The sequence below is a fragment of the Lentibacillus jeotgali genome, assembly GCF_000224785.1.
Classification (GTDB): domain Bacteria; phylum Bacillota; class Bacilli; order Bacillales; family Amphibacillaceae; genus Lentibacillus; species Lentibacillus jeotgali.
Map to the genome: position 1 here is coordinate 569,097 of NZ_AGAV01000005.1, position 16,897 is coordinate 585,993.

The following is a 16,897-nucleotide window of genomic DNA, read 5'->3' on the forward strand; positions in this document are numbered from 1 at the left end:
CGGAGCCGGAAAGAACCAACGAAAGGGGCGATGACATGGGAAAAGCGACAGGATTTATGGAATATCAGCGTGAGGAGACCCAAAAACGCAATCCGCTTATTCGGACAAATGACTGGCGTGAATATGATACCTCCTACTCTGATGAAACATTGATGACTCAGGGCGCCAGATGTATGGATTGCGGTACGCCTTTTTGTCAGATCGGAGAAGTCATCAACGGCGCCACAGCCGGATGCCCGATTTACAATTTGATACCGGAATGGAATGACCTGGTCTATAAGGGCAGATGGAAAGAAGCACTGGAGCGGCTGTTAAAAACGAACAACTTTCCTGAATTTACGGGGAGAGCATGTCCTGCACCGTGTGAAGGATCCTGCACACTTGCCATTTCAGATCCTGCCGTTACCATAAAAAGTATCGAACGGACGATTATTGATAAAGGATTTGAAAATGGCTGGATCTCACCGCGAATTCCGGACAAACGAACAGGGAAAAAAGTTGCTGTCATTGGTTCCGGTCCTGCCGGTCTGGCCAGTGCCGACCAATTGAATCAGGCCGGCCATCACGTTACCCTATATGAACGCCAGGACCGGGCGGGAGGCCTATTGATGTACGGTATTCCCAATATGAAACTGGAAAAAGATGTGGTCGAGCGCAGAATCCGGCTTCTTGAGCACGAAGGGATTGATTTCATCCTGAACACAGAAGCAGGCAAAGACATCTCCTTTGAGGCATTAAACCGTCAATACAATGTGGTCATCTTATGCATCGGCGCACAAAAACAGCGTGATTTGCCTTTGGAGGGAAGAGACACAGAGGGTGTTCATTTTGCGATGGATTATCTGACAGCTTCCACGAAGCAATTGCTGCAGGATGAAGACTTTATCGATGCCAAAGGGAAAGATGTCATCGTCATTGGCGGCGGTGACACAGGGGCAGACTGCATCGCAACAGCGCTTCGTCAAGAGTGCAACAGTGTGGTCCAATTCGGGAAACATCCAAAACCGCCATCAGCAAGAACCGGAAGCAATACGTGGCCGGAATTCCCGAATGTTTTCACCGTCGATTATGCTCATAAAGAAACAGCCGCTAAATTCGGGGAAGATCCGCGTCAATACTGTATTCAGACAAAGCGATTTGTTGCCGGTGAAGACGGTACGCTGAAAGAAGTGCATACCGTGGAAATGGAAAAAACAACTGATGAAAACGGCAAGGCAACATTTCGAGAAATACCCGGAACAGAACAGGTTTGGCCAGCCCAGCTTGTCTTTATTGCCATCGGTTTTGAAGGCCCCGATGCAGAGCTGAAGCAGTATGGTCTGGATACTGAAGATGGCAGCGTGAAAGCAACATACGGTGACTTTATGACCAATATCGATAACGTCTTTACAGCAGGTGATGCCAGACGCGGTCAAAGCTTAATCGTCTGGGCTATCAATGAAGGGAGGGAAGCAGCGCATAAAATTGATGACTATTTAATGGGAACCTCCGCACTGCCGTCGTATCTGAAAGAATCAGTTTAATATTTTGTAGAAAAGGATGAATACTGTTATGAACAAACAAGATATTTATAAAATGATTGACGAAGAAAGTGTGCGATTTATTCGGCTGCAATTCACGGATATGCTTGGGACGATTAAAAATGTCGAAATCCCATATAGTCAGCTGGAAAAAGCATTTGACAATAAGATGATGTTTGATGGGTCATCAATCGAAGGATTTGTCCGGATTGACGAATCAGACATGTATCTCTATCCTGACTTGGATACATTTGTTGTATTTCCGTGGACAGCGGAAAAAGGGAAGGTCGCCCGTTTTATATGTGATATCTATAATCCGGATGGAACGCCGTTTGAAGGCTGCCCACGTTATAATTTAAAGCGTAATCTGAAACGTATGGAGGAATTAGGCTATTCAGCATTTAATATCGGAACTGAACCAGAATTCTTCCTGTTTAAATTGGATGAAAAAGGTGACCCGATGATGGAGCTGAATGACAGGGGCGGCTATTTCGACCTTGCCCCAACTGACTTAGGTGAAAACTGCCGGCGTGATATCGTCCTGGAACTGGAAGAAATGGGATTTGAAATTGAAGCGTCCCACCACGAAGTTGCCCCCGGCCAGCATGAAATTGATTTTAAGTATTCCGATGCTGTGAAACATGCGGACGACATTCAAACATTTAAATTAGTCGTGAAGACGATCGCCCGGAAGCACAACTTGCATGCGACCTTCATGCCAAAACCGCTATTCGGCGTTAACGGATCCGGCATGCACGTGAATATGTCGCTGTTTAAAGACGGCAGGAATGTGTTCTATGATGAAAAAGGCGATATGCAGGTCAGCACTACATTGAAGCAATTTACAGCAGGCATTATCAAGCATGCCACGAATTTTACAGCTGTCACCAACCCAACGGTCAATTCGTATAAACGGTTGGTTCCCGGCTATGAAGCCCCTTGTTATGTGGCATGGTCAGGCCTGAACCGCAGCCCATTGGTCCGTGTGCCGTCCTCACGAGGGTTAAGCACCCGCATTGAAGCACGGAGTGTGGATCCTGCGGCAAACCCTTATATGACGCTTGCAGTGTTATTGTCTGCCGGACTGGATGGGATCGAGAATAAGCTGACACCACCAGAGCCAGTTGATCAAAATATTTACGAAATGGATAAAGCAGAACGTGAGGAGCATGGCATTAAAAGCCTTCCAGCGACCTTAATGGATGCACTTGAGGAACTTGATAACGATCCGGTCATTACAGAAGCGCTTGGCAACCATTTATATGAACACTTTGTTGAAGCAAAACAAATTGAATGGGATATGTTCAGAACCGCTGTACATCCATGGGAGCGTGAGCAGTACTTAACATCTTATTAATACGCTTGTATCCACATTCCGAATATACTCGTAAGAGCCTCCTCCAAGCTGCTGCTCAGAGGAGGCTCTTCGTTTCGTGGTGAAGGTTTTTATTGCAAATAAACGCTGTTTTCTCTAACGTGTCACGCCAATTCGCCATGACATATATAGCAAGCTTTTCCTTGCATTAATATATGACCATTGTCAGCCAGCTCAATGGTCAAATCACCGCCCGGCAGATGGACAAGGGTAGGCTGCGTTGTATTCAGCAGATTATTTAAGGCAGCTGCAGCAACAGAAGCACAAGCTCCCGTTCCGCATGCCATGGTGATTCCTGAGCCCCGTTCCCATACACGATAATTGATTTCCTGCTGATTTTTCACATGAACGACACCTATGTTCACGCGTTCCGGAAATAGACTCGAATGTTCAATGATTGGGCCAATCGTTTCCAAAGGCACCTTATCAACGTCATCAACAAATATAATCGCATGCGGGTTGCCCATCGATAGACAGGTTAATTGATACGACTTATCCCCAAATGTATACACCTCTTTAACCGCAGTTTCATCCGGATCGCCCTGCATGGGAATCATCTTTTTAGCCAGCCGCGGCTTTCCCATATCAACGGTGACATACGCTGCTTGATTATGGTGATTAACTGTTACATCGACAGTGACCACGCCGCCCAATGTTTCAATTGAAAAGCGGGGGTCTTTTGGATATTGGTTGTCGTACAGGAACTTTGCCACACAGCGTAAGCCATTGCCGCAATTCTTCGCCTCGGAGCCGTCTTTGTTGAAGATACGCATTTTAAAATCGGCTTGTTCCGATGCGCCAATCAGAATAATGCCGTCCGAGCCAATACCGAAAGACATATCGGATACACGCCTCGCAAGCTCCGGATAATCGTTTTCCGGTAGAATATTAGCTGAATGGCCCAGTTGGTCAAATACGACATAGTTATTGCCTAAGCCTTGCATTTTGGTGAACATCAACTCGCCGATACCCCCTTTAAAAAATGAACTTAACCGTGCTTAACCGTTTGCCAATCTCACCTAGAACACGCTCTTCTTCAGTTACTCTCTCTGCCTGGAATGTCACGGACAAGCGAACATACGACCCGGCGTCATCCCATGGTACAGTCGATATTAATAAGTTTTTGATTAAATAATGGCTGAATTCCTCGGCTGATTGAAACCCGGGTCCACCTTCGACCGCTTTTGGAATGCGCGTATATAAGAAAAATGACCCCTCAGGCTTTTCGACTTGAAAGCCCTGTTCACGCAGCACCTTGACTAAAATGTCCATCCGTCGTGAATATTTGGCCGCTGTTTGTTCGGTTATTTCCGGATGGGCCAGTGCATGGGATGCTGCTTTCTGGATGGGAATAAATTGACCGGAATCAGAATTATCCTTAATCGTCTTAAACGCCGAAATAAGTTTTGCGTTGCCGGCCACAAAGCCGATCCGCCAGCCGGTCATATTGAATGATTTTGATAAAGAATGCAGTTCAATCCCAACATCTTTGGCCCCCGGTACGGATAAGAAGCTGAGTGGTTTCTCATCAAAGACAAGAGAAGCGTATGCCGCATCATGGATTACGATTAATTCATGTCTCTTGGCAAATGCCACAACCTCTTCAAAGAATTCCCGCGTTGCCACAGCTCCGGTTGGGTTATTCGGGTAATTCAGATAGAGTAATTTGGCTTTCTCAAGCACATCATCTGACAATGAATCTAGCTCTGGTAAAAAGGAATTGTCAGCATGAATCGGCAGGTAAACGACCTCACCGCCTAAATATTCGGTATGTGTCCCCAGCACCGGATAGTTTGGGGTCGGCATAATGGTGATATCCCCGGGATTAATAAAAGCTTTCGGGAGTATTGACAAAGCTGATTTAACACCGATCGCATGGTTTATTTCGGTCTCCGGATGCAAGTCGCTGACATTAAAAACGTTTCTCATATAAGCAGTAGCAGCCTGTTTGAATTCATCGATGCCATTGTCCGAATAGAAGCGGTTCTCCGGCTTTTGGCTTTCCTCTGCTAACGTATTGACGAATGGTTGAGCAGCCATTGAATCCGGTTCACCGACCCCCATATCAATTAATTCCGTTTCCGGATGTGCGTTTATAGCCTCGCGTTTGGCCTTTTTGATCTTTTCAAATTTGAAATCACTCGTTTTCACACCAAAGTCAGAACCGCCGATTCGCTCGGCAAATAACTTCTGGATATAGTCCGTCTCCATCATTAAAATACCTCCAAACGTGAATAACTGATTAGCAAAATCGTATCACGCTTAGGAGGGAAAAGGCTTTAGACAAATTGAAGTAATCTTTGTACTTTTTGGGGAGGAATAAAGAAAAGGTTTCCTTGGCCGTTGTATGAATGCCTTTACCGCACTTGTGATGGGCTTTTACCTGTGTATTTTTTAAATTGTCTGCTGAAAAAATGCAAGTCGTTATAACCGAGTACAGATGCTGTTTCTGTTACGGTCATGCCGGCGTAATGAAGTAAATGCTCTGCTCGTTTAATCCGGCAATACACAATATAGGTCTTGACTGTATGGCCGATAATCTTCTTGAACTTTTGCGAAAAATAGCGCTCCGATAGATCTGCGCGTGCGGCTAAACTCCCAACGGTATGTGGCTTACCGGGATGTTGTTGAATATGATTGGCGATTTCACGAACTGTTTCAACAAGGCTATGACTGGCATCTTTCAATTCTGCCTGCTTTTCTTTTTCTTCTCTCAGAAGCTGGATCACCAGCTGCTTCAAAATCAGCTTAGCTTCAATTTTTGCACCGTAGGGCTGGATTAACGATAAGCGGACATATTGTGTCAATAATGATTCAAAATTAATACGCTTATCGACAATTTGATGCGAGGAGGGGATTAATTGAGGTGTGTCCATCACATCAAAATGAATATAAGTTAACACGAAGGGGTTTTGCGGATTATGTGTGGCTGTCGTTTCATCACCGGGTTTAAATAAAAAGCAGTGGCCTTTTTCGATTCTGTATGTTTCCCCATTCAATACCAATTCACCTTCACCATTCCAAACATAAAATAAGTCATAGTTCGGCATTGGCTTCTCCCGCTTTTTCCATTCCCAATTTGGTTCACAATGAATGGTTGCAAGCGCTGGTTTTAATATAAAACGTTCTGGATTTAAATAAAGCATTCAATACCTCCTCTGAATAGGAAATGAAAAACGGGTGGAAGAAGCAGGGAAGGGGGATTCACCTTCACTAATCTTTACGTCCCTTTTCCTGTTTGACCTGCTTAATCCAGTCATTGATTTGTTCTTTGGTCCATCCAGCTTTGTCTCCAATCATAACGGTTGGCCCCGGTAGCAAATCTCTTCCTTTGTAGACGGATAGCTGCCTTGTGCTGTAATTCATTCCTTCTTCTTTGGCCAAATCGGCGAATTCTTTAAGCCCGTAGTATTGCACTGGTTTTTTTGAAGTCATTTAAGCACCCCGATTACATCAATTATTTTTCTTCCAGCGTGTTTTGTACAAAATTACAATTGTCGACAGGCTGATGATCATGGAAGCGATGGAAATAGCGATCGTCACTGTTGTCCCCCCCTTTTTCTCAAAGAGGGCAGGGTAGGTTATCACACCCTTATTGATAGATTATACCAGGTTGTTGATTAAGTCAACAAGTTGATGGTCGAATGCAAGTAGTACCAAGTATCATTCGTAAGTTCTTTGCTATCACCCCTTTTTAATAGACGATGGAAGATGTGTCAATCCACCATTAGATAGCAGCCGACATTCAAAAGTACTCTGATAAAGTTGTTTGTCCATAAACATGCTACTATCTCTTTTCGTCCTCTCGATTTAAGGGTATAATTGACTTGCTTGGAACTGATTACCAAACCGTGGTTCATTCCATGCTACACGAAGGGGTGATAGTTTTGACTGTCAGAACACTCGCTGTCAATGCAATTCTGGCTGTTGCTTATGTTGTTTTGTCATTGGCCACAGCCCCGCTTGCATTCTCCACTATTCAGTTTCGGATTCCTGAAATGTTAAATCATCTCGTCATCTTTAACACAAAATATTTTTACGGTATCGTACTGGGCGTCTTTTTGATCAATTTAATTCCGCCGACGGGGATGTACGACCTGGCATTCGGCGTAGCCCACACGGTGCTGTCGCTCGCATTCGTCATGTTCCTGGCGACGTTTATTAAACATAAATTGATTTTAATGGTTATCAACACGATTGTATTTACGTTGACTATGTTTATCATCGCGTATCAGCTTATTATGGCCGCCGACTTGCCTTTTCTGCAGACATGGCTGACGTCCGCTGCAGGTGAATTTATTGTTATGGCTCTCGGGATTCCGATTATGTATATGCTGAACAAGAGATGGAATTTCAATGAGCTTATGGAAAGACATTAATGGTGTTTTTATTCAAGCTGATATATGACATTTCATTCGACGTTTAACGACAAAATTCGGGAAGTGACAGGCACCCCCTTGACATTCCCATCCAAGTGGAGCATAATAAATCTTAAATTAATTTAAGGTTCGGCGTTGACAGGGGTCAGTAAATAGTACATGGAACGAAAGAGAACGGAGTCCACCGGCTGAAAGACTCCAGCGTTTTTAGGCTATTGAACCTACCCTTTGAGCTGCTGGGGAACAACCCAGCCGTTCTCCCGCGTTACGGGGAAGAGAAGGGCATCATTTTTCGATGCCAATAAAGGTGGTACCGCGGAGTGCAGACTCTTTTTCCGTCCTTTGCAACATTGTGCGAAGGGTGGAAAAAGAGTCTTTTTTACTTTCTAAGGGAGATGTATGATTCTATGGCGAAAAAACGAATTGTGGTGAAGATCGGCAGCAGTTTGTTGACGAATAAAAACGGCGGGCTCAGCGACAGCAAACTGAACGAACACGCTGAGGCATTGACATATCTGAAAAAACAAGGCTATGAAGTGATCCTGATTTCCTCAGGAGCTGTTGCGGCCGGCTTTAGCGAGCTTGGTTACCCGTCCCGTCCTGTAACACTGGCAGGTAAACAAGCGACAGCGGCAGTGGGGCAGGGATTGTTAGTGCGGGCTTACACAGAGGCATTAAAAGCTCATGGCATTATTGCCGCACAATTGCTGTTAACGCGAAATGTTTTTGGCAATCAGGCACAATATGGGAATGTTTACAGTACGCTGACTGAGCTTCTGAAGCGGTCAGTTTTGCCGATTATAAACGAAAATGACTCGGTTGCAGTTGATGAATTGACTTTCGGAGACAATGATATGCTGTCTGCACTGGTCAGTGGTCTGGTCCATGCTGATTTTTTGATCATGCTGACGGATATTAACGGACTGTATGAGAGCAATCCGCGGACAAACCGATCAGCAAAACGTTACGACTTTTTGCCTGCCATTACAGAGGAACTTTTTGATCATACCAAAAGCGGTTCAGGGTCCAAGTTCGGAACAGGCGGCATGGCTTCGAAACTGTCAGCTGCACAAACAGCCCTGTCACTCGGCGTTCATGCATTTGTCGGATCCGGTACCGGACAGGAAAAACTTATGGATATTCTGAATGGAAAAGGCGATGGCACCTATATTGGTGACAGCATGACTCATATTTTGAATAAGCCGAAACAATGGATTGCGTTTCATTCACCTATTTCCGGAAAAATCGAAATTGATGCAGGGGCAGAACAAGCGATTATTTCGAACGGAAAAAGTTTGCTGCCGGCAGGAATAAAAGCATTTGAAGGCAGTTTTGACATAGGCGATGTGGTCGAAATCATTAACGCCAACAAAATGGTTATCGGGAGAGGACAGGTGAATTATTCATCGTCAGATTTACATAGAATCAAAGGGCTCGCAAGCGGAGAAGCCATGGTAAAAACAGAACGAAACCGCCCGGAAGCGATTCATCGTGATCGATTGGTACTATCTTTAAAGGAGGAAATTCTATGAGCGAATTAATCACAAAAGCCAAGAAGGTAGAGGCGTCCTCTCAGGAACTAGGTATTAAAACCACAGATCAAAAGAACGCCGCATTACATGTGATTGCTGAACAACTCATAAGTGAAACGAATTTTATCATCAACGAAAATGAAAAAGACATCGCAGGCGCCAAACAAAAAGGTTTTCAAGAGGCCTTGATCGACCGTCTTGTGTTAAATGAACAAAGAATTAATGATATGGCGGATGCGCTCAAACAACAGGCTGCCCTGAGTGATCCCATCGGAGAAGTGCTGGAATCGTGGGACCGCCCAAATGGCATAAATATCGAAAAAGTTAGGGTTCCCTTAGGTGTCGTCGGGATGATATATGAGGCAAGGCCTAACGTGACGGTGGATGCCGCAAGTCTTTGTTTGAAAACAGGAAATGCGGTCCTCCTGCGAGGAAGTTCCTCAGCCCTTTACTCCAATAAAGCGCTTGTAGACGTTATTCACCGTGCACTTGAGCAATCGGATCTTCCTGAAGATGCCGTACAGCTGCTTGAAGATAATAGCAGGGAAACAGCTGCTGAAATGTTCAAGCTGAATGACTATCTTGACGTTCTAATTCCACGCGGCGGACAAAACCTCATTCAAACCGTCGTGGCACAATCGTCAGTTCCGGTATTGGAAACGGGTTCGGGAAATTGTCACGTCTTTATTGATGAAACCGCAAAACCACAAATGGCGATTGATATAACCGTCAACGCCAAAACACAACGCCCGTCAGTCTGTAACGCTACGGAAACGGTCATTGTCCATGAAGCGTGGGCGAAAAAGCATTTGCCTGAGCTCGTTAAGGCACTTGAAGACCATCATGTTGAATTGCGGGGTGATGACAGAGCACAGGAAATTGCCTGGGGCCTTGTGCCGGCAACAGAAGAAGACTGGGCAACCGAATACCTGGATAACATTATAGCCGTCAAAATTGTTTCAAACGTTCATGATGCCATCGCACACATCAATCATTACGGTACACACCATTCAGAGGCTATTATGACAGATTCGGACGAGAGCGTTCTGAAATTCTTCAACAATGTGGATGCCGCAGCCCTTTATCATAACGCTTCAACGCGTTTTACAGATGGTTTTGAATTCGGGTTCGGTGCTGAAATCGGCATTAGCACGCAAAAATTGCATGCCCGCGGACCGATGGGGTTGCCCGCGTTAACTTCAACAAAATATACCATTCGCGGCGAGGGGCAAATCAAGGAATAGACTCCTAAACTTCCTTTGGACAGATAAGGTTGTTGGCTCGACAATGTGGGTTGTTTGGGTAGCATTTAATACTGTGTAAGTGCTTTGGATGACACAGTATGGTAACAAGAAAAATTTCAATCCAGATTTTGTTCATCAAGCCTTCCGCTTAGTTGCAGAGGAAAAGCCAGTCAGATTTCGGTCTTGGCTTTCCGGCTGATAAATCAGAATCACATAAATGATAATTTCTGGCAATTAAACATTACTCTCTATCAAAATGAGTCGTATTTAAGGAATAATACTCCTGAAAGAAAAAACTTATGCTATAATAGATTTAGTGTGATAAGGCTTTCGTAGGTGGTGGCTCACTCCCTCTTTGAAAGGGGGTGATATCTATGATAGTTTATGAATCATTAATCGTGATGATTTCTTTTGCAGTGCTTGTCGTTGCGATCCTGTCAGAAAAAAATAACCACCCTGTCAGCCTAGCCAGCATTTAGGGTGAATTACTTTTCCCGATGTGAGCTGCCCCCTTGAAGGGCTATCACACATAAGGCCGTTTGGTGTTACTAGCACCATTCGGTCTTTATTAATGTATTTCTTATCTAATTATATTATACATCATTTGTTGGAATTATAAAATAAAAAGTCCGTTCTTTTTTTCGTTGCTCTTTACATACGTAGCGGTGTCCCGTGAATCGTTTCATTATTCAGGAAGATACCAAATTAAATCCGTTTATTTATTTATCAATCGAACTATAAACAGTATTGGAAGAGGTTTCCCGCGTTTACAAGCAAGAAAAAGAGCATGCAGCCTTTTTAGTGAACATTCAGGAAACAGATTTGGCGGGCCATGCTGAAAATGTAGACTGGTATTGCGAATTGTTAACCGAAATCGATCAATGGCTTAATGGTTATGTTCAACTTATGAATGAGGAGGACATTTTAATTGTCATGGCTGATCATGGAAATGACCCGACAATTGGCCACTCCAATCATACACGTGAGTATGTTCCAATAATGGTTTTTGGCGATAAGGTGAAAAAGACAGACATCGGACTAAGGAACACGATGGCAGATATCGGAGCAACCTTTTGTGACTTTTTTAGATTACAAGAAACGAATGAAGGGAAAAGTTTTTTAAGTGAAATAATTTAAATGAGAGGTAATCAATGCTCTAATTACCCCAAAACAAGAAGGGGACCAGACTTTGCGCCCGATCCCCCTCAACACTAAGCTTCTGACGCTGATTGTTTATCATCATTTAATGCTGCGTTATTTTCTCTCGTCGAAAAACGCGGGTACCCCGTTGCAATGGCGATCACACCCGCTATTCCGAGCAGAACCGGGTAAATACTATAGGGCATGATGGAAACGGGCGATATCGATGCAATGCCGGCAACCGCCAGGAGTTGTGCGCCATATGGCAAAATGCCTTGGAAAGTACTTGCGAAAATATCCAGCACGCTTGCTGTTCGGCGCGGGTCGACACCAAATCGTCCTGAAATCTGTTTAGCTAATGAGCCGACGCTGATAATCGCAATGGTATTGTTGGCCGTTGACAGGTCAAAAACACTGACAAGTCCTGCGATCCCCGCTTCAGCACCTTTTCTCGAGCGAATCCGAGTGCTGATAACGTGCAGCAGGAAATCAATCCCGCCATTTACGCGAATCAGTTCAACCAACCCGCCAAGTAAAATCGATAACAGGGCCAACTCCTGCATGCCAGCCATGCCATCGCCAAGCAAATTCAGGAATTCCATGACATCGAATGTACTGTAAAAAAGCCCAACAGCCCCGGCGAAAACGATTCCGCCGATTAATACGTAAATCACATTCACCCCGGCGACGGCAAAAATGAGTACCGCAAGATAGGGCAGTACCTTCACCAGATCATACGGGTGATCACCGCTGATCGATCCGCCAGCATCCCATGTCATGACACCGAAAATAATAGCGGTCACGATGGCAGCCGGAAGAGCAATAAAGATGTTGACTTTAAATTTATCGTTCATTTTGACAGCCTGTGTTTTGACGGCCGCGATGGTTGTATCCGAAATGATGGATAAATTATCACCGAAAATCGCTCCGCTGATGATCGACCCTAAAATTAATGGGGTGCTCATTCCGGTCTGATCAGCAAGACCAACACCAATCGGAGCGAGCGCAACGACCGTGCCGACCGAACTCCCCATGGAAATGGAAATGAAGCAGCTGATAACAAATAACCCGACAATCAGAAGGTTTTCAGGTACGAAAGTCAGGCTGAGATTGACGGTTGAATCAACTGCACCGACGCCCTCCGCGACTGCGGAGAACGAACCTGCCAGCAGATAAATGATAACCATAAGCATGATGTTGGGGTGCCCGGCCCCTTTGGTCAAATGATCAAGTTTATCTTGAAAAGTGATTTTTCGGTTCATAAACAATGCAGCCAGTACAGCGATAAAGACCGCAACAAGTACTGGTAATTTATAAAAATCTCCATTAAGAAGACCGGAACCGATAAATAAAACTAGAAATATGATAAATGGCAATAATGCCGATGCGCGTCCCTTGTTCATTTGTTGTGTATTCATTGCTGTTCCTCCATTCGTTGCTGGATTCTTGTGGGCTCAGGGTTTGTGGATGATATATTGTGAAAAAATCTGGTGTACTGGTTGTCCGTTGTTTTTAAGCCGAAAAACAAAAAAACCTCCCGTTTTGGAAGGCGTTCGTCCGGACACCTTATCTTTCAAAACGCTTGAACCGCGATTTGCTGGAATTGGCACCTTGCAATTGTTTGCAGGTTGCCGGGCTTCATTGGGCCAGATCCCTCAGCCACTCCGGATAAGTTATATGAAATTAGTTGATAAATAAAATATAATAGACGAAGACAGATGTGTCAAGGCATCATCAATTCTATGAAGCGCGAGGCTTCATCTTTAAATATGAAAAACCGGGGTACTAGGATTAAATGTGAAAATCCCACTCGACCTTTATTGACAAAACCCGGGAAGTGACAGGCACTGGTCCAGGGTCTTGGACCTTTGGTGAACTTTTGTTTATCATAGCATTATCCTTATAGTTTGAGGTGAAAAACTATGAATCAGCTTGCTTTAGTCGGCTGTTTTTTCTTATTAACAAATGGATCCGTGTCACAATTGTCTGTGCCTATGCCTGCCATCGTCTGGGATATTTTATCCGGCGTTGCATTAGCCTTTTATACATTATATGCCGTTTCTCTTCTCGCACAATATGATTCGCTTTTTGTCGTTGGCTGGGCAATGGTTATCGGCGGTCTGGCATTAAGTTTTATCCATCCGCCCTGGCAAATGGATTATGCAAGCTTAACAGCAGACATTTATGTATACCTCTTTTTCGTTATCATGTTAGGCACGATGATTGCATTTTGGTTCTATATTGAAAGCTTACAAAGCCTTTCACCTAAAGAAACAAGTCTGCTGGGCAGTTTGGAACCACTGTCAGCTGTTTTAACAACTGTCATTTGGCTAAATGAACCGTCTGGATAATTTCAATGGACCGGGACGGCTTGTATTATTGGGATGACTTTGTTGCTGGCATTTCATTCAGGGTCTTCCCGAAAGAAGAAGGTAGATAAAGAGTCCCCAAGAGTTGGATGATTTCCACCAACTCGAGGGGGGCCTTTATGTATAAGGACTTAAATACTATATTCTCCACAAATATAAGTGATTTATGTTGATTTTGTTGAATATATTGAATTTAAATAGTAAACTATAAGTAGAAAGGGGCGATTCAAATGGCAACTACAATGGACCGTGAACAAGAAACATTATGGGATACGGTGAAATTTTTAAACCAATTACACGATAAAGAAAAAGCTGAAATCCTTTTAAAAACAACGATTGAAAAATCATTGAGACTGATGAATGTTTATACACCTGTAGTATTACAATTGCATTTCTCCATTCCAGGTGAAAACGATTTGGATGAGTTGAAACAATTGGATGCAGCTATACGGGGGAAAATGGAAACATCCCAGTCTGAACAAACATTTGAAGAAGTACTGGATTATATCGATATGATCAGCAAAATGACACAAAAACCTCAAGAAACGAACAAGAAAATGTTGGCATCAATTCTTGAAAAAAAGACACAGAAAACTGTCCGCGTTGGGAAAAGAGCTCACGCACCATTGGATAAATTAGCTGCAGCAGAGGCGAACAAAGAAAGCAATCAGCAATTCTATACAACCAGTGAGGCAGCCCGTAAATTAGGACTCAGTGATCAAACAATACGGAGAATGTGTGAAAATGGAAAGTTTAAAGGTGCTTATCGTTCAGAAGGTGGACATTGGCGGATTCCTGAAGATAACTTTATAACATCGAAGAAACAGGATAAAAAAATTGATGAATTATTTGAACAAATCGATAGAAAAAATAGAGAAGCGGGGGATGTAGATGAGTTCGATCTTTAAACGAAATAGTCCCCCGAAGGTATTTTTGGATACCACGGTGTTGTGTGGAGCTTTACGAAAAGATGGTATCAACCGCAAAATCCTCAGAGCTGCGCAATTTCCCCATTTTTATCGACCTATCATTCAAAAGTATGTTTATTTGAATTTGTCCGAAATGCTTCAAACGGACTTGGAAAAGGCAATCGTATGCTAAAATATGATGGTCAGGAGATTGAATTCTTTTTAAACGAATTCTTGAGTCCAATAACAGCGTATTATGCGGAGCTTCCTGTTAACAGTATTGTTGGCCGTTATAGTGTGGAAACGATTATGAGAGAAAATCGTCCGATTGGAGCGGTTCTAACTGAGCTAAGTGGTTGCAGTAATGAAATGGCGGAACAAATAGCCTATTCTTTGGAAATGAGTGAACCACTTTATCGCTTTGATCAAGAAGATTTTCATGTGTGGGTAACAGCAATTCAGGAAGAATGTGATTACATAGTCACCGCTAATAGCAGACGATTCCCTGCAAAAACAGGAAATATAGAACGAATTCATCCCATCGAATTTTACGATTGTTTAGATTCAGCTGCAGAGTGAAAGTATGGCAAAACGAAAAACATTGGAACAAAAGAAGGAAGAAGTTAGGGATCTGACAACGAAAATGAATGACGCCATTGATTATTATTTTGAATCGCCGGAACAAATGAATGAGTTAATGTCGTTCATGTTGAAGTTTTATCATTATTCGCCTAAGAATGCGGCGTTAATTCGCAGTCAATTTGAAGGTGCAGAGGCTGTCGGTAGCTATAACTTCTGGAAGGAAAAAGGATTTCAAGTTCAGAAAGGTGAAAAAGCCCTTAAGGTATTAGTGCCAAACAAAACGGCGTCGAAATTCAAAACGGCTGAAGGTAAATGGAAAAACATGAAGTATGCAACGGAAAAAGAGAAAGAACGGGTTGATAAAGGGGAGTTGGCACAACGTAAAAGCCGATTATATTTTTCCACCGGCAATGTGTTTGATATAAGTCAGACGAATGCCAAAGAAAGTGATTTGCCAGAGATTTTCCCGAATAAGTGGATGGAAGGTGATGTTGCCAATTATCAAACGATGCTGGCGAGTATGAATAGAATAGGCGACAAGCTGAATGTCACGATTGGCGAGCCGTTTGATGAATTGGGAGCAGCAAAAGGAGCCTTTTATCATAGCGTTCATGACAAAAATAATGGCCATATTGGATTGAATCACCGAAATGGTGAACTACAGAATGTCAAGACATTATTGCATGAACTTGGTTATCCCAAGCTGCATAATCCAAAAAATGAAAATTATCAAGCTATGCCAGCAGAGGAGAAGGAATTTCAGGCGGAAATGATGGCTTATGCGGTAGCATCCTATTTTGACATTGATACCAACGATTATTCCCTTCGTTATTTGGCCAATTGGACTCAAGACAAAGAGATGAAGGATAAAACGAAGCTATTAGCTGATGTCCGTGAAACGGCCGTTGAATTTATAGAGGAAATGGAACTGGATTTGGTGAAAGAACGTGATAAAGAACAGGATCAAGAAAAGAACATGATGTTACTACAATACGGCATGAATCAGGTAACTGATATAAAAGATATATCTCTGCAGGAAATAAAGGAATTTGCCAATGAGAATACAAATAGTGTTGCATTTAACGAAATGCAAGCATCTGGGAATCTGACGGAAGAGGCTTATTTGAAGCAATTTAATGAAATATCTGCAGGTAAATATGCTGTCATCGATAAAACAATTGATGAACCGCAGTTGTTGATTCAATGGTCGGAAGCGCCAGAGTTAAAGGATAATACGATGTATCCTTTTGCAAAAGGTAATGAGAAGATGGAAGCATTGGAGGAAAAATATCGACAAGAAGCAGGTTATCATAAAACACGATACCAGTGGTTCTGCCGGCAAATGATCATTCAATGCCTAGGCTTGTGAGTATACAAGACAGACTGGATATTGGTGATGGAGCATATGTTCACCCTTATCGGAAAATGGCCGAAATGACACAAGAGCAGCAAAAAATGTTAGACGATGCTTATCACAATCGTCTTATTGAAACAGAAAAAGAGGAATTAGAGGAGTTAAAGATACAACAGCAGTCAGAGCAGGGTCAAAATAATTACGATGATGGCTTGTATTGGTATGAAATGCGTCAGCGTCCAGTTTCATTAGGATGTCAGCCGAAAGGGTTTGTGGAATTTGATGATGATAAAGGGCAATATGGTATCGTTGCATATGATAGAGAATTGACCGATAAAGAATTAAATGATTTTGAGATCAAGGAATGGAATCTTAAGCAAGATAAAGAAAAGGAGAAAGAACATATACAGAAACTAGAGATGGGAATATAGCAAGTACCACTTATTTATTTTGTAACAAAAACGGTTGATTTTTAATCGCTTTTACTATAATTT

The 16,897-nt window shown here is 43.1% G+C and carries 16 protein-coding genes, 1 pseudogene and 1 riboswitch; of the genes and pseudogenes, 12 read left to right on the forward strand and 5 right to left on the reverse strand.

Annotated features, from left to right (window positions below; genetic code table 11):
* Window positions 1-35 precede the first annotated feature (35 nt).
* Both ON01_RS05545 and glnA read left to right on the forward strand, forming a co-directional pair.
* A complete protein-coding gene (locus tag ON01_RS05545) occupies window positions 36-1,523 on the forward strand; it encodes a glutamate synthase subunit beta (RefSeq protein WP_010530019.1) in 1,488 nt (495 codons plus the stop codon).
* Window positions 1,524-1,551: 28 nt separating this feature from the next.
* Window positions 1,552-2,877, forward strand: a complete 1,326-nt coding sequence (glnA, locus tag ON01_RS05550; protein ID WP_010530020.1) for a type I glutamate--ammonia ligase — start codon at window positions 1,552-1,554, stop codon at window positions 2,875-2,877.
* A 122-nt stretch (window positions 2,878-2,999) separates the two neighbouring features.
* Here glnA and dapF read toward each other — a convergent pair whose 3' ends face one another.
* From dapF to ON01_RS05570, 4 genes are all read right to left on the reverse strand, one after another.
* Window positions 3,000-3,863 carry a diaminopimelate epimerase gene (gene dapF / locus ON01_RS05555; protein WP_029329001.1) on the reverse strand — a complete coding sequence of 288 codons (864 nt, stop codon included), beginning with the start codon at window positions 3,861-3,863 and terminating at the stop codon, window positions 3,000-3,002.
* Between the two features lie 7 nt (window positions 3,864-3,870).
* Entirely contained in the window at window positions 3,871-5,109 is a 1,239-nt protein-coding gene (locus ON01_RS05560; RefSeq protein ID WP_029329002.1) for an LL-diaminopimelate aminotransferase, read from the reverse strand.
* Window positions 5,110-5,252: 143 nt separating this feature from the next.
* Entirely contained in the window at window positions 5,253-6,041 is a 789-nt protein-coding gene (locus ON01_RS05565) for a helix-turn-helix domain-containing protein (protein ID WP_010530023.1), read from the reverse strand.
* A gap of 67 nt (window positions 6,042-6,108) precedes the next feature.
* Window positions 6,109-6,330: a hypothetical protein gene (locus tag ON01_RS05570; protein ID WP_010530024.1), complete on the reverse strand. Its 222-nt coding sequence runs from the start codon at window positions 6,328-6,330 to the stop codon at window positions 6,109-6,111.
* 443 nt (window positions 6,331-6,773) lie between these two features.
* Here ON01_RS05570 and ON01_RS05575 point away from each other — a divergent pair, with 443 nt between their 5' ends.
* The 5 genes from ON01_RS05575 (at window position 6,774) to ON01_RS05590 (ending at window position 11,187) form a co-directional block, all read left to right on the forward strand.
* Entirely contained in the window at window positions 6,774-7,274 is a 501-nt protein-coding gene (locus ON01_RS05575; protein WP_425357500.1) for a QueT transporter family protein, read from the forward strand.
* A 407-nt stretch (window positions 7,275-7,681) separates the two neighbouring features.
* Window positions 7,682-8,806: a glutamate 5-kinase gene (gene proB / locus ON01_RS05580; protein ID WP_010530026.1), complete on the forward strand. Its 1,125-nt coding sequence runs from the start codon at window positions 7,682-7,684 to the stop codon at window positions 8,804-8,806.
* Window positions 8,803-10,050: a glutamate-5-semialdehyde dehydrogenase gene (locus tag ON01_RS05585; RefSeq protein ID WP_010530027.1), complete on the forward strand. Its 1,248-nt coding sequence runs from the start codon at window positions 8,803-8,805 to the stop codon at window positions 10,048-10,050. The genes proB and ON01_RS05585 overlap by 4 nt, the downstream gene beginning before the upstream one ends.
* 374 nt (window positions 10,051-10,424) lie before the next feature.
* Window positions 10,425-10,529, forward strand: coding sequence for a putative holin-like toxin (locus tag ON01_RS19850; RefSeq protein WP_245544977.1), 105 nt, complete (start codon window positions 10,425-10,427; stop codon window positions 10,527-10,529).
* Window positions 10,530-10,797: 268 nt separating this feature from the next.
* On the forward strand, window positions 10,798-11,187 hold the full coding sequence (locus tag ON01_RS05590; protein ID WP_010530028.1) for an alkaline phosphatase family protein: 390 nt from the start codon (window positions 10,798-10,800) through the stop codon (window positions 11,185-11,187).
* 74 nt (window positions 11,188-11,261) lie between these two features.
* On the opposite strand, the gene ON01_RS05595 is transcribed toward ON01_RS05590, so the two are convergent.
* A complete protein-coding gene (locus ON01_RS05595) occupies window positions 11,262-12,608 on the reverse strand; it encodes a Na+/H+ antiporter NhaC family protein (RefSeq protein WP_010530029.1) in 1,347 nt (448 codons plus the stop codon).
* Window positions 12,609-12,753: 145 nt separating this feature from the next.
* Window positions 12,754-12,865: riboswitch (SAM riboswitch) on the reverse strand.
* A 256-nt stretch (window positions 12,866-13,121) separates the two neighbouring features.
* Here ON01_RS05595 and ON01_RS05600 point away from each other — a divergent pair.
* From ON01_RS05600 to ON01_RS18520, 5 genes and pseudogenes are all read left to right on the forward strand, one after another.
* Window positions 13,122-13,652: pseudogene (locus ON01_RS05600) on the forward strand (EamA family transporter); the annotation flags it as partial.
* Window positions 13,653-13,789: 137 nt separating this feature from the next.
* Window positions 13,790-14,467, forward strand: a complete 678-nt coding sequence (locus ON01_RS05605; protein WP_010530031.1) for a helix-turn-helix domain-containing protein — start codon at window positions 13,790-13,792, stop codon at window positions 14,465-14,467.
* Window positions 14,468-14,653: 186 nt separating this feature from the next.
* Window positions 14,654-15,046, forward strand: coding sequence for a PIN domain-containing protein (locus tag ON01_RS05610; protein ID WP_010530033.1), 393 nt, complete (start codon window positions 14,654-14,656; stop codon window positions 15,044-15,046).
* Window positions 15,047-15,050: 4 nt separating this feature from the next.
* A complete protein-coding gene (locus ON01_RS05615) occupies window positions 15,051-16,418 on the forward strand; it encodes an LPD25 domain-containing protein (protein ID WP_010530034.1) in 1,368 nt (455 codons plus the stop codon).
* A 65-nt stretch (window positions 16,419-16,483) separates the two neighbouring features.
* Window positions 16,484-16,834: a defense against restriction DarA-related protein gene (locus ON01_RS18520; RefSeq protein WP_138919728.1), complete on the forward strand. Its 351-nt coding sequence runs from the start codon at window positions 16,484-16,486 to the stop codon at window positions 16,832-16,834.
* The last annotated feature ends 63 nt before the right edge of the window (window positions 16,835-16,897 follow it).

Excerpts from the sequence above, each read along its gene's own strand:
- proB (WP_010530026.1), top strand. The coding sequence starts at position 7,682 with ATGGCGAAAAAACGAATTGTGGTGAAGATCGGCAGCAGTTTGTTGACG.
- ON01_RS05610 (WP_010530033.1), top strand. The coding sequence starts at position 14,654 with ATGCTAAAATATGATGGTCAGGAGATTGAATTCTTTTTAAACGAATTC.
- ON01_RS05585 (WP_010530027.1), top strand. The coding sequence starts at position 8,803 with ATGAGCGAATTAATCACAAAAGCCAAGAAGGTAGAGGCGTCCTCTCAG.
- ON01_RS05570 (WP_010530024.1), bottom strand. The coding sequence starts at position 6,330 with ATGACTTCAAAAAAACCAGTGCAATACTACGGGCTTAAAGAATTCGCC.
- ON01_RS05615 (WP_010530034.1), top strand. The coding sequence starts at position 15,051 with ATGGCAAAACGAAAAACATTGGAACAAAAGAAGGAAGAAGTTAGGGAT.
- ON01_RS05605 (WP_010530031.1), top strand. The coding sequence starts at position 13,790 with ATGGCAACTACAATGGACCGTGAACAAGAAACATTATGGGATACGGTG.
- ON01_RS05595 (WP_010530029.1), bottom strand. The coding sequence starts at position 12,608 with ATGAATACACAACAAATGAACAAGGGACGCGCATCGGCATTATTGCCA.
- glnA (WP_010530020.1), top strand. The coding sequence starts at position 1,552 with ATGAACAAACAAGATATTTATAAAATGATTGACGAAGAAAGTGTGCGA.
- ON01_RS19850 (WP_245544977.1), top strand. The coding sequence starts at position 10,425 with ATGATAGTTTATGAATCATTAATCGTGATGATTTCTTTTGCAGTGCTT.
- ON01_RS05565 (WP_010530023.1), bottom strand. The coding sequence starts at position 6,041 with ATGCTTTATTTAAATCCAGAACGTTTTATATTAAAACCAGCGCTTGCA.
- ON01_RS05545 (WP_010530019.1), top strand. The coding sequence starts at position 36 with ATGGGAAAAGCGACAGGATTTATGGAATATCAGCGTGAGGAGACCCAA.
- ON01_RS05560 (WP_029329002.1), bottom strand. The coding sequence starts at position 5,109 with ATGATGGAGACGGACTATATCCAGAAGTTATTTGCCGAGCGAATCGGC.
- ON01_RS18520 (WP_138919728.1), top strand. The coding sequence starts at position 16,484 with ATGACACAAGAGCAGCAAAAAATGTTAGACGATGCTTATCACAATCGT.